Genomic DNA, 11,183 nt, shown 5'->3' on the forward strand with positions numbered 1-11,183 from the left:
GGCATGGCAGAGAGCGACGGCGTTCAGGAGCAGGCGGCACCCTACGGAGGCGGCGCAGGCGGGCAGAAGCGGGTGCGCACCCGCCACTTCCAGCAGGCGAAGCGCGACGGGGTGAAGATCGTCGGGCTCACGAGCTACGACTTCCTCTCGGCGCAGGTGTTCGACCGCGCGGGCATCGACTTCCTGCTGGTCGGCGACTCGGCGGGCAACACGGTCTTCGGCTACGACACCACGCTGGCCGTGACCGTCGACGAGCTGATCCCCCTCACCCGCGCCGTCGCGCGCGCCGCGAAGCGCGCCCTGGTGGTCGCCGACCTGCCGTTCGGCTCCTACGAGACCAACCCTCGCGAGGCGGTGCACACCGCGATCCGCTTCATGAAGGAGACGGGCGCGCACGCGGTGAAGCTCGAGGGCGGCGAGCGCTCCGCCGAGCAGATCCGCCGCATCGTCGAGGCCGGCATCCCGGTGATGGCGCACATCGGCTACACCCCGCAGTCGGAGCACGGGCTGGGCGGTCACGTGATCCAGGCGCGCGGCGATGCGGGAGCCGAGCAGCTGCTGCGCGACGCCCGCGCGGTCGAGCAGGCCGGTGCCTTCGCGGTCGTGCTCGAGATGGTGCCCTCCGACTCGGCGAAGCGCGTCACCGAGGCGCTCTCGATCCCGACGCTCTCGGTCGGCGCGGGCCCGCACTGCGACGGCCAGCTGCTCGTGTGGAGCGACTGGGCCGGCATGACGAGCGGTCGCATCCCGAAGTTCGTCAAGCAGTACGCGCAGCTGGCGCAGACGCTCGAGGATGCCGCGGTCGCGTTCCGCGCCGACGTCTCGAGCGGCGCCTACCCGGCGCCCGAGCACGAGTACCAGTAGCGCGATGCGCGTCGCGCTGCTGCTGCGGGGCGTCAACGTCGGCGGCGTCACGGTGCGCTCCGCCGACCTGCGGGCGCTGCTGACCGACGCGGGGCTCGACGACGTCGTGACGGTGCTCGCGAGCGGCAACGCGGTGGTGACGGCGACGGATGCGTCTGCCGCGGCCGAGACCGCGGAGGTCGCGTTGGACAAGGCCTACGGCAGGCGGATCCGCGTGCTGGGCATCGCGATCGATGCGCTCGCGACGGTGGTCGAGGCATACCCGCACGGCGAGGACGACGACCACACGCCCTACGTGGTCTTCGAGCTGGAGGCCGGGGTCGCGAAGGAGCTGGCAGCGCTCGAGCCGGGCGACGACGAGGCGATCGCGGCCGCCGGGGGCGTCGTCCACTGGTCGAACCCGAAGGGCACGACGCTGACCAGCCCGTTCGCGAAGGCGCTCGAGCGCACCGCGAAGGATCGTGTCACGACGCGCAACCTGCGCACGCTGCGCAAGGTGCTCGCCGCCGCCTGAATCAGCGCTGCGCCGGGTCGTCCTCCGACGCCTCGGCGCCGCCCTCGGAGCCCTCGCCGCCGGAGTCCTCTCCACGCCAGCCGTCCTGCGCGGCATCCTCCGCCGCCCAGGCGCGCGAGCGCTCCTTGATGATCTCGGGTGCCCGCGCCGCCTCCTCGCGGGAGCTGAAGGGACCGGCGCGGTCGTACCCGGGAGAGACCATGCCCTCCTCGACGACACCGGTCTCGAGGTTGTACCAGTACTCGGTCATCACGCGCCTCCTCGATCCTCCGCAGGCCGGACGCGCGGGCCGGTCTGCCTAGGATGGACACTATGCCGAAGGACTCTGCAGGTCACCTGATCCCCGGCCGCATCGGTCCCGATCGACCCGTGGACGCATCCATCGCCCGTCCCGAGTACGTCGGCAGGCCCGCGCCCGCCAAGCACACCGGCGGCGACGTCTACGACGACGAGACGATCGAGCGGATCCGCGCGGCGGGCACGATCGCCGCCGACGCGATCATGGCGGTCGGTGCGGCCGTGCAGCCCGGCGTCACCACCGACCAGCTCGACGCGATCGGCCACGAGTTCGTCACCGGCCACGGCGCCTACCCGTCGACGCTCGGCTACCGCGGGTTCCGGAAGTCGGTCTGCTCGAGCGTCAACGAGGTGATCTGCCACGGGATCCCCGATGACACCGTGCTCGAGCCCGGTGACATCGTCAACATCGACATCACCGCCTTCAAGGACGGCGTGCACGGCGACTCGAACCGCACGTTCATCGTGGGCGAGGCGCGCCAGGAGGTCGCCGACCTGGTGGAGCGCACCGAGGAGTCGCTGCGCCGCGCGATCAGGACGGTGATGCCGGGTCGGCGCGTCAACGTGATCGGCCGCGCGATCGAGATGTACGCGAAGCGCTTCGGCTACGGCGTGGTGCGCGACTTCACCGGCCACGGCGTGGGCACCTCGTTCCACTCCGGCCTGATCATCCCCCACTACGACACCGACCGCTACGACGCCGAGATCGTGCCCGGCATGGTCTTCACGATCGAGCCGATGCTCACGCTCGGCACCCACGAGTGGGAGGGCTGGGACGACGGCTGGACCGTCGTGACCCGCGATCGCTCCATCACCGCGCAGTTCGAGCACACCATCGTGGTGCGCGAGCACGGCGCCGAGATCCTCACCCTCCCCTCGGCCTGACCGGATCGCCACGGTTCCGTGGCAGGATCGACGCCGTGGCGAAGTCAAAGGACACAGCAGTCGGCGTCGACATCGGCGGCACGGGCGTCAAGGCGGCCCTCGTCGACGTCAGGAGCGGCGAGCTGCTCAGCGATCGTGTGAAGGTGCCGACGCCGGAGGGCGGTGAGCCGGACGCGATCCGCGATGCGGTGGTCGAGCTCGTCGGCAGGCTCGACATCGACCAGCACACGCCGATCGGCGTGACCTTCCCCGCGATCGTGCGCCACGGTCGCACGATGAGCGCCGCGAACGTCTCGAAGGCGTGGATCGGGCTGGCCGCCGAAGCGCTGTTCGAGCAGGCCCTGGGTCGCGACATCCACTTCGTGAACGACGCCGACGCCGCGGGCTTCGCCGAGGACCACTACGGAGCGGCCAAGGATGCGTCGGGTCTCGTGATCATGACGACGCTCGGCACGGGCATCGGCGGCGCGCTCATCTACAACGGCGTGCTCATCCCGAACGCCGAGCTCGGCCACCTCGAGCTCGACGGCCACGACGCCGAGACCCGCGCGTCGAACCGGGCGCGCGAGCGCGAGGAGCTGAGCTGGGAGGCGTGGGCCGAGCGGCTGCAGCGCTACTACAGCCACCTCGAGTTCCTCTTCTCGCCCGACCTGCTCGTGGTCGGCGGCGGCGTCTCGAAGTCGTCGGAGAAGTTCCTGCCGCTGCTGCAGCTGGCGACCCCGATCGTGCCGGCGAAGCTGCGCAACAACGCCGGCATCATCGGCGCCGCGGCGCTCGCTCGCGGCGTCTGACCTGCGGCCCGAGCTGACGGGCCGGTCGGGCGTCGGTCGCCTTGGCGCGCGCACCGGTCTGCGTTTGTCTGTGTTTGTTTGTGTTTCTCTGCGCTTGCCTGCTACCTTGGCCGCATGGAAGCACCGATGCTCGCCACCCAGCGCCACGATGAGATCGCCGCACGACTGCGTTCGCAGGGCCGCGTGCTCGTCGCGGAGATCGCCCGCGAGCTGAGCATCACGCCCGAGACCGCCCGCCGCGACCTCGACGCGCTCGAGCGCGCCGGCGTGGCCCGTCGCGTGCACGGCGGCGCCGTCAGCGCGGGTCGCTCGAGCCTCATCGAGACGGCCGTCGCCGAGCGCGCCGACGCCAACGCCGAGGGCAAGCGCCGCATCGCCCGGCTCGCCTGCGACCGGCTGCTCGCCTCCGGCGCGACGAGCCTGCTGCTCGACGCCGGCACGACGACCGCGGCGCTGGCCGCCGAGCTCGTCGCGACCTGGCCGCGCACCGACGCCCCGCGCCTCGTCGTGGCGACGCACGCCCCCGCCATCGCGCAGGTGCTCGCCGCCCACCCGTCGATCGAGACGCACGTGATCGGCGGCCGCATCCGCGCCGTGACCGGCGCCGCGGTCGGCGCGCAGACCGTGCTGGCGATAGCCGCGCTGCGGCCCGACGTCGTGGTGCTGGGCACCAACGGCCTCGACAGCGCGGGCGCCAGCACGCCCGACCCCGACGAGGCCGCCGTGAAGGCCGCGATCGTGGCGGCGGGCCGGCGCGTGGCGCTGCTCGCGGACTCCTCGAAGCTCGGCGAGACCTCGCTCTGCCGGTTCGCCGGGCTCGACCAGATCGACATCCTGCTCACCGACGCGGCCCCCGACGCCGGCCTCGCCGAAGCGCTGGCGCAGGCAGGCTGCGAGGTGGTGTCCGCATGATCGTGACGCTGACCCTCAACCCCTCGATCGACCGCACCGTCGAGCTCACTGCGCCGCTGCAGCGCAGCGCGGTGCAGCGGACCGCGGCGCCGGCCGTCGAGGTGGCTGCGGGCAAGGGCGTCAACGTGGCGCGCGTGCTCGCTGCGGCGGGCGTGGACGCGCGGGCGATCGTGATGAGCCGCCCGGACGACCCCTTCGCGCGGCTGCTCGCCGGCGACGGCGTCGACGCGGTCTGCGTGCCCGTCGATGCGCCGGTGCGCACGAACCTCGCCCTCACCGAGCCCGACGGCACCACCACCAAGGTGAACGAGCCCGGCGCGCCGCTGAGCGACCGGGCCGTCGCGGCGATGCTCGACGCGGTGCGCGAGCACGCCCGCGCGGCCGACTGGCTCGTGATCGCGGGCTCGCTGCCCGTCGGCGCGCGCCCCGAGATCATCGTCGACGCCGTGCGCGTCGCCCGCGAGGCCAATCCCGCCGTCAGGATCGCGATCGACAGCTCTGGCGCTCCCCTCGCCGCGGCGGTCGCCCACGGCCGCATCGATCTCGCGAAGCCCAACGACGAGGAGCTCGAGGAGCTGCTCGGCCTGCCCGGCGGCACCATCGATGGCGAGGACGCCGCAGCCGACGCCGCGCGGGCACTGGTGCGCTACGGCGTCGCCGCGGTGCTGCTGACGCTCGGCGGCGACGGCGCCATCCTCGCCGACGGTGACGGCACCCTGCGCGCGCTCGCGCCGCCGACCGAGGTGCGCTCGACCGTGGGCGCGGGCGACGCCAGCCTCGCGGGCTGGCTGATCGCCCACGCCCGCGGTGACGACGCCGCCGGTCGCCTGCGCCAGGCCGTCGCGCACGGCTCCGCCGCCGCCTCGATGCCGGGCACCGGCTTCCCCCGACTCTCCGACGCCGACGCGACCCGCGTCGACGTCGCACCCCTCGACCCCGCGGCAGCCGCCGCCGAAGCACAGGAGCGATGATGCCCCAGATCCTCACCCCCGACCTGGTCGTGCTCGACGCCGATCTCGGCGCCGACAAGGAGGCCGTCATCCGGGCGCTCGCCGCCCGCGCGGCCGGCACCGACCGGGTGGTCGACGGCGACGGCCTCGCCGCAGCCGTGCTCGAGCGCGAGTCGCTCACGCCCACCGGCATGGGCGCCGGCATCGCGATCCCGCACTGCAAGTCGGCGGCGGTGCGCGAGCCCAGCCTGGCCTTCGCGCGCCTCGACCCGCCGGTCGACTTCGGCGCTCCCGACGGCCCCGCCGACCTGGTCTTCATGATCATGGCGCCCGACGGCGCGGCCGAGACCCACCTGGCAGTGCTCTCGAGGCTCGCCGGCTCGCTGATCGACGAGCAGTTCACCGACGCGCTCCGCGCCGCCTCGAGCCCCGCAGAGGTGGTCGCGCTCGTCGAGGGCGTCGTCGCCGACCGCGACGAGGCCGACGCCGCCCCGGTCGCCGAGGGCGCCCGCAGCATCGTCGCCGTCACCGCCTGCCCGACCGGCATCGCGCACACCTACATGGCGGCGGATGCGCTCAAGGCCGCGGCCGAGCGCGCGGGCGTGCGCATCGACGTCGAGACGCAGGGCTCGAGCGGCACGAAGCGCCTCGATCCGGCGGTGATCGCGGCGGCGGACGCCGTGGTCTTCGCCGTCGACGTCGACGTGCGCGATCGCGGCCGCTTCGCCGGCAAGCCCTTCGTGCAGGTGCCGGTGAAGCGCGGCATCGACGCCCCTGACGCGCTCATCCAGGAGGCGCTCGGCCACGCCGACGACCCGAAGGGCCCGCGCGTGGCGGGCAGCGCCTCGAGCGAGGCCGCCCCGGCGCAGCCGAGCGGCTCGCTGGGCGGCACCGTCAAGCGCGCGCTGCTGACCGGCGTCAGCTACATGATCCCCTTCGTCGCCGGCGGCGGTCTGCTGCTCGCGCTCGGCTTCCTGCTGGGCGGCTTCGAGATCGCCTTCGTCGTCGAGGGCACCTCGCTCTCGACGGCGCAGCAGGTCGCCCTCGGCTCGTCGCTCTGGAACCTGCCCGACGGCGGCCTGCTCTACTACCTCGGCTGCGTCGCGTTCGCGATCGGCCAGGCGTCGATGGGCTTCCTCGTGCCGGCGCTCGCCGGGTACATCGCCTACGGCATCGCCGACCGGCCCGGCATCGCGCCCGGCTTCGTCGCCGGCGCCGTCTCCGGGCTCATGGGCGCCGGCTTCCTCGGCGGCATCGTCGGCGGTCTGCTCGCCGGCCTCGCCGCGTGGTGGATCGGCACCTGGCGGGTGCCGTCGTGGATGCGCGGCCTCATGCCCGTCGTGATCATCCCGCTGCTCGCATCGATCTTCGCCTCGGGGCTGATGGTCGTGCTGCTCGGCGGGCCGATCGCGGCGATCTCGAACGCGCTCACCGGCTTCCTCAGCGGGCTCAGCGGCACGGCGGCGATCCTGCTCGGCCTGCTGCTCGGCACCATGATGGCCTTCGACCTCGGCGGCCCGGTGAACAAGGTCGCCTACGCCTTCGCGGTCGCCGGCCTGTCGGAGGGCACCCCGGAGAACCCGGCGCCGTGGATGATCATGGCGGCCGTCATGGCGGCCGGCATGGTGCCGCCGCTCGGCATGGCGCTCGCGACGGTGCTCGACCGGAAGCTGTTCACGAAGGCGGAGCAGGAGAACGGCAAGGCCGCGTGGCTCCTCGGCGCATCGTTCATCTCGGAGGGCGCGATCCCCTTCGCGGCCGCCGACCCGCTCCGCGTCATCCCCGCATCGATCCTCGGCGCCGCCACCACCGGGGCGATCTCGATGGCCGCAGGCGTCACGAGCCAGGCGCCCCACGGCGGCATCTTCGTCTTCTTCGCCATCGGCAGCATCGGCATGTTCGTCGTGGCGATCGTCGTCGGCACCATCATCACGGGGCTCGCGGTCGTGGCGCTCAAGCGCTGGGCGCGTCGACGCCCGGCCGCGGAGGTCGCGGCAGAGCCGACGCTCGTGACCGCCTGACGCATCCGCGCAGCTCCCCGAGGCCTCGCGGCCTCGGGGAGCTTCTGCGTGTGTGGGCGAATCGGCCGGCCGATACGCCGGGTTCTGTCGTGGACGGCCATCTCTCTACGGGATGCATTGCTGCAGCCCTCTAGCGACCTACCCGCGGATGGGACGAGCAGCCCCGTGATCCGCTGTCTGGTCTTGCTCCGGGCGAGGTTTGCCTAGCCGCCGCGCTCGCACGCGACGCTGGTGGGCTCTTGCCCCACCGTTTCACTCCTGGCCGGCCCGAGCCTCGCGGCCCGGTCCGGTGGACCTGCTCTCTGTTGCACTTTCTCGCGGGTTGCCCCGGGTGGACGTTATCCACCGCCCTGCTCTGCGGAGCCCGGACGTTCCTCGGCACGGCATCCGAGGACACCGCGACGCGACCGCCTGGCCGACCGATTCGCTGCCTCCAGGATACCGCGCTGTGCTCACGCGCCGAGCGGCAGGGGCTTGCGGTAGTAGGCGGTCGCGTGCAGCGGCCGGCCGCCGAAGCGCGTGAACTGGCGCGCCGAGCCCGGGTTCAGGCGCCCGACCAGCGTCGACCGCAGCGTGGTGCAGCCGAGCTCGGCCAGGTTGGCGTGCAGCCGACGGCTCAGCAGCGTCACGATGCCCTTGCCCTGCGCGTCGTGACGCGCCCCCTGGATGACGAGCACCGCCTCGCGGCGCAGGGCCCCGCGCTCGCGCACCAGCGACCAGAGCTCGCGCGGACCCATGCGCCCGCCGGAGCGCTGCAGCACCCGCGACGCGTCGACCACCGCGAGCACGAACGCGAGCGGCCGCTCTTCCTCGTCGCGGGCGATGAGGAAGAGCCCCTCCTCGTGCATCAGCCAGAGCCCCTGGGTCTGCGCGCGCAGCTCGGCCTTCGTGTAGGGCGTGAACGTCGGCAGCAGCGCGAAGGAGTCGTTCAGCAGCGGCAGCAGCGCGCGCATGCCCCGCCCGAGCGCCGCCCGCGTCACCTCCTCGATGCGGATCCCGGCCGCATCCAGCTCCGCCGTCGTCGGTCCGTCCTGGTCGACGACGTCGACGATCCAGGTGTCGGCCTCGTTCCAGCGCCGCATGCCGCGGGCCTCGAGCGCCTCGGGCACCCAGGGTGGGTTCCAGGCGGCGTCGAGGAACCCCCGCTGGTCGAAGCCCGAGGTGATCACCCCGCCCGACTGGTTGGGCAGCAGCTGCGCGGGGCCGAACAGCTCGTGCGCGCCGGCCTCCCGCGCGCGCTCCTCGATCGCGTCGAACAGGGCGTCGACGACGGATGCGTCGGGCGCGCTGAGTGCGCCGAACACCAGCAGGCGGGTGCCCAGTCGGGCATCGAGCCGGTCGTCGCGGTGCACGATCGCCCGGCCCACGGCGCGATCGCCGTCGAGCGCCAGCAGCAGCGTGACCGGGTGCGGATGCGCGTGCCAGCCGCGGTACCAGCCGCGGACGACCCGCTCCGGCAGCGGCACGGCGAGGCCGCCGTGGGTGTCGCGGCCGAGGCGCAGGAACTCCTCGAAGTGCGCCTCGGCGACGACCTCGATCACCTGTGGCTGCCGCTCGCCCATGACCGCATGCTACGGCGCGGTGCCGCGGGCCGGCACTAGATGCCGCTCTCCTCCGTGCGCACGAGGATCGCCGACGAGTTGGGGTCGATGATGACCTCGTCCTCGGGCGCCTGCCGGATCTGATGCAGCTCGGCGGCCGTCAGCTCGACGCCCGACGCGGTGGAGGTGCGGTGCTGCAGCAGCGTCGCGCCGATGCCGTAGCGAGCGCGCTGCTTCTCGTAGAGCGCCAGCAGGTCGGCGGGCACGGGCGCGGCCCGGTCGTCGCGCACCGCGCGGGCGTCGGCGAGCTCCTGCTCGAGGCCGGCGGCCTCGGCTGCGCGCTCCGCCTCGAGCCGATCGCGCTCGTCGCGCGCCGCCTGCGCCTCGGCGCGCGCGGCTTCGAGCGCGGCGGCGGCATCCTCCTGCGCCTGCATCGCCTCGAGCTCGAGGTCCTCGAGCTCGCCGCGGCGGCGCTCGAGCGTGACGATCTCGTGCTCGGTGGCGGTCGCGGTCTTGGCGTCGTTCGTCGACTGCAGCCGCTCGCGGTCCTTCGCGAGCCGTGCCTCGACGACCTTCACGTCGCTCTCGATGCGCGCCACCTCGGCGGCCGCGTCGTCGTTGGCGCCGAGGCGCTCGAGCACCGCGCGGTCGAGCAGCGCCAGCTGCGCGTCGAGCTCGGCGATGCGCTTGACCTGCGGCAGCGACTTGAGCTTCGCGGTGAGGCGGACGACGCGGGTGTCGGCCTCCTGCAGGACGAGCAGCCGTCGCTGGTCGCCGTTGGTCGCCTTCAGTGCCATGTGTGCTCCTCCTGGGGGACCGCGAAGTCCCATGGGTCAGTCCTGATCTCGCTCACCAGCACCTCGACGCCGGGCAGCGCGAGGCGCAGCTGCTCGGCGGCGGGCTGCAGCCACAGCGACTCGCTCGCCCAGTGCGACACGTCGACGAGCGCGGGGCCCTCGCGGGCCGCGTGGCGCTCGCGCGCGTCGGACGCGGGATGGTGCCGCAGATCGCTGGTGATGTAGACGTCGGCGGCCGCCACCGCGGGCTCGCGCAGCAGCGAGTCGCCGGCGCCGCCGCAGATCGCGATGCGGCGCACCGAGCGCTGCGGGTCGCCGGCGGCGCGCAGGCCGCCCGCCACCGCGGGCAGCAGACCGGCCAGCGTGCGCACGAGCTCGGCGAGCGCGACCGGCTCGGGCAGCTCGCCGACCCGGCCCAGCCCCTTCGCGGGGTCGACGCGGTTGACGACGAGCGGCTGCACTCCGGTGAGGCCCAGCAGCGAGGCGAGGGCTCCGCTCGTGCCGCGATCGACCGCATCCGCATTCGTGTGCGCCGCGAGCAGGGCGATGCGCTCGCGCACCAGGCGAGTGATGACGCGGCCGGCGGGCGTGGTCGCGGCGACGCTCGTCGCGCCGCGCAGCAGCAGCGGGTGGTGCACGAGCAGCAGGTCGGCAGAGCGATCGACGGCTTCGGCCGCCGTCGCCTCGACGGCGTCGACGGCGAGCAGCACGCGCCGCACCTCGTCGACCGGGTCGCCCGCGATCAGGCCGACCGCATCCCACTCCTCGGCGGTCGCCGCGGGCCAGAGCGCCTCGACAGCGCGCTGCACCTCTCCGACGGTCGTCATGCGCTCCATCCTAGGGAGCCGACGTCGCGCGGCGTCGCGGCACCGGGCCCGCCGATGCCAGGATGGTGCCGACGCCTCGACGGCGTCGGGGCGGTTGGCGCAGCTGGTAGCGCACTTCGTTTACACCGAAGGGGTCGCCGGTTCGAGCCCGGCACCGCCCACCACGAGCGTCTCGCTCAGGCGACCTTCGCCAGCGCGGCGCGGTACGCGGCGAGATCGCGCGACTCCGAGGTCGCGACGCGGAAGTGGTCGGCGATGCGTCCCTCCCGGTCGATCACGTAGGTGGCGCGCGTCGCGACGCCGCGCTCGGGCAGGAACGCGTCGTAGGCCTGCGCCACCGCGCCGTGGGGCCAGAAGTCGCTCAGCAGGCGAAAGGTCAGGCCCTCCTGGGCGGCGAAGACGCCGAGCGAGGCCGCGGTGTCGACCGAGATCGCGAGCACCTCGGCGTCGGCGCCCTCGAAGTCGCTCAGCTCGTCGCGGATCGAGCACAGCTCGCCCGTGCAGCGGCCGGTGAACGCCGCCGGGTAGAACACCAGCACGACCGGCCGGCCGCGCAGCTCGGAGAGCGTGACCGCCTCGCCGGTGTGGTCGACGAGCGTGAAGTCGGGTGCGTCATCGCCGATCTGCAGTGCCATCGGATCCTCCTGAGCCTCGTGCGGACATCCGCTCTCCCATGCTGGCAGACGACCGCCGCCGACGCGGTCGGGGCACGGCGCGGTGGCTAGAGTGGAGCGGCGGCGTCCAGCACCCAGGAGCGCCGCACGAATCGACGTCAGGAGCATCG

12 protein-coding genes, 1 tRNA gene and 1 other RNA gene are annotated in these 11,183 nt (G+C 73.6%); 8 read left to right on the forward strand and 6 right to left on the reverse strand.

The features are described 5' to 3' along the window. Nucleotides 1-3 precede the first annotated feature (3 nt). The gene (gene panB / locus Q9250_RS08015; protein ID WP_306231344.1) at nucleotides 4-864 is read left to right on the forward strand and encodes a 3-methyl-2-oxobutanoate hydroxymethyltransferase; all 861 of its coding nucleotides are present in this window, start codon (nucleotides 4-6) and stop codon (nucleotides 862-864) included. 4 nt (nucleotides 865-868) lie between these two features. Further along, nucleotides 869-1,378 (forward strand): DUF1697 domain-containing protein, encoded by a 510-nt coding sequence (locus Q9250_RS08020; RefSeq protein WP_306231345.1) that lies wholly within the window; start codon nucleotides 869-871, stop codon nucleotides 1,376-1,378. A gap of 1 nt (nucleotide 1,379) precedes the next feature. Here Q9250_RS08020 and Q9250_RS08025 read toward each other — a convergent pair whose 3' ends face one another. Beyond that, entirely contained in the window at nucleotides 1,380-1,628 is a 249-nt protein-coding gene (locus Q9250_RS08025; protein WP_306231346.1) for an SPOR domain-containing protein, read from the reverse strand. 62 nt (nucleotides 1,629-1,690) lie between these two features. On the opposite strand from Q9250_RS08025, the gene map reads away from it, so the two are divergent. From map to Q9250_RS08050, 5 genes are all read left to right on the forward strand, one after another. Continuing rightward, nucleotides 1,691-2,560 (forward strand): type I methionyl aminopeptidase, encoded by an 870-nt coding sequence (map, locus tag Q9250_RS08030; RefSeq protein WP_306231347.1) that lies wholly within the window; start codon nucleotides 1,691-1,693, stop codon nucleotides 2,558-2,560. 35 nt (nucleotides 2,561-2,595) lie between these two features. Next, nucleotides 2,596-3,351 (forward strand): polyphosphate--glucose phosphotransferase, encoded by a 756-nt coding sequence (gene ppgK, locus Q9250_RS08035; protein WP_306231348.1) that lies wholly within the window; start codon nucleotides 2,596-2,598, stop codon nucleotides 3,349-3,351. Nucleotides 3,352-3,465: 114 nt separating this feature from the next. Next, nucleotides 3,466-4,263 carry a DeoR/GlpR family DNA-binding transcription regulator gene (locus Q9250_RS08040; protein ID WP_306231349.1) on the forward strand — a complete coding sequence of 266 codons (798 nt, stop codon included), beginning with the start codon at nucleotides 3,466-3,468 and terminating at the stop codon, nucleotides 4,261-4,263. Continuing rightward, entirely contained in the window at nucleotides 4,260-5,234 is a 975-nt protein-coding gene (locus Q9250_RS08045; RefSeq protein WP_306231350.1) for a 1-phosphofructokinase family hexose kinase, read from the forward strand. The genes Q9250_RS08040 and Q9250_RS08045 overlap by 4 nt, the downstream gene beginning before the upstream one ends. Beyond that, on the forward strand, nucleotides 5,234-7,234 hold the full coding sequence (locus Q9250_RS08050; RefSeq protein ID WP_306231351.1) for a PTS fructose transporter subunit IIABC: 2,001 nt from the start codon (nucleotides 5,234-5,236) through the stop codon (nucleotides 7,232-7,234). Before Q9250_RS08045 ends, Q9250_RS08050 begins: the two co-directional genes overlap by 1 nt. 57 nt (nucleotides 7,235-7,291) lie before the next feature. Here the strand turns inward: Q9250_RS08050 and rnpB are convergent. From rnpB to Q9250_RS08070, 4 genes are all read right to left on the reverse strand, one after another. Next, nucleotides 7,292-7,657: RNase P RNA component class A (gene rnpB / locus Q9250_RS08055), an RNA gene on the reverse strand. 29 nt (nucleotides 7,658-7,686) lie between these two features. Next, entirely contained in the window at nucleotides 7,687-8,796 is a 1,110-nt protein-coding gene (locus tag Q9250_RS08060) for a hypothetical protein (RefSeq protein WP_306231352.1), read from the reverse strand. A gap of 35 nt (nucleotides 8,797-8,831) precedes the next feature. Next, the gene (locus tag Q9250_RS08065) at nucleotides 8,832-9,572 is read right to left on the reverse strand and encodes a zinc ribbon domain-containing protein (RefSeq protein WP_306231353.1); all 741 of its coding nucleotides are present in this window, start codon (nucleotides 9,570-9,572) and stop codon (nucleotides 8,832-8,834) included. Continuing rightward, nucleotides 9,563-10,399 (reverse strand): Nif3-like dinuclear metal center hexameric protein, encoded by an 837-nt coding sequence (locus Q9250_RS08070; RefSeq protein ID WP_306231354.1) that lies wholly within the window; start codon nucleotides 10,397-10,399, stop codon nucleotides 9,563-9,565. The genes Q9250_RS08065 and Q9250_RS08070 overlap by 10 nt, the downstream gene beginning before the upstream one ends. 88 nt (nucleotides 10,400-10,487) lie before the next feature. Between Q9250_RS08070 and Q9250_RS08075 the strand changes: the two genes are divergently transcribed. Continuing rightward, a tRNA-Val gene (locus tag Q9250_RS08075) sits at nucleotides 10,488-10,563 on the forward strand. Between the two features lie 12 nt (nucleotides 10,564-10,575). Here the strand turns inward: Q9250_RS08075 and Q9250_RS08080 are convergent. Then, a complete protein-coding gene (locus Q9250_RS08080; RefSeq protein ID WP_306231355.1) occupies nucleotides 10,576-11,034 on the reverse strand; it encodes a peroxiredoxin in 459 nt (152 codons plus the stop codon). Nucleotides 11,035-11,183: the final 149 nt, after the last annotated feature.

Source organism: Agrococcus beijingensis (assembly GCF_030758955.1).
Taxonomy (GTDB): domain Bacteria; phylum Actinomycetota; class Actinomycetes; order Actinomycetales; family Microbacteriaceae; genus Agrococcus; species Agrococcus beijingensis.

Excerpts from the sequence above, each read along its gene's own strand:
- panB (WP_306231344.1), top strand. The coding sequence starts at position 4 with ATGGCAGAGAGCGACGGCGTTCAGGAGCAGGCGGCACCCTACGGAGGC.
- Q9250_RS08020 (WP_306231345.1), top strand. The coding sequence starts at position 869 with ATGCGCGTCGCGCTGCTGCTGCGGGGCGTCAACGTCGGCGGCGTCACG.
- Q9250_RS08025 (WP_306231346.1), bottom strand. The coding sequence starts at position 1,628 with ATGACCGAGTACTGGTACAACCTCGAGACCGGTGTCGTCGAGGAGGGC.
- map (WP_306231347.1), top strand. The coding sequence starts at position 1,691 with ATGCCGAAGGACTCTGCAGGTCACCTGATCCCCGGCCGCATCGGTCCC.
- Q9250_RS08040 (WP_306231349.1), top strand. The coding sequence starts at position 3,466 with ATGGAAGCACCGATGCTCGCCACCCAGCGCCACGATGAGATCGCCGCA.
- Q9250_RS08045 (WP_306231350.1), top strand. The coding sequence starts at position 4,260 with ATGATCGTGACGCTGACCCTCAACCCCTCGATCGACCGCACCGTCGAG.
- Q9250_RS08050 (WP_306231351.1), top strand. The coding sequence starts at position 5,234 with ATGCCCCAGATCCTCACCCCCGACCTGGTCGTGCTCGACGCCGATCTC.
- Q9250_RS08060 (WP_306231352.1), bottom strand. The coding sequence starts at position 8,796 with ATGGGCGAGCGGCAGCCACAGGTGATCGAGGTCGTCGCCGAGGCGCAC.
- Q9250_RS08065 (WP_306231353.1), bottom strand. The coding sequence starts at position 9,572 with ATGGCACTGAAGGCGACCAACGGCGACCAGCGACGGCTGCTCGTCCTG.
- Q9250_RS08070 (WP_306231354.1), bottom strand. The coding sequence starts at position 10,399 with ATGACGACCGTCGGAGAGGTGCAGCGCGCTGTCGAGGCGCTCTGGCCC.
- Q9250_RS08080 (WP_306231355.1), bottom strand. The coding sequence starts at position 11,034 with ATGGCACTGCAGATCGGCGATGACGCACCCGACTTCACGCTCGTCGAC.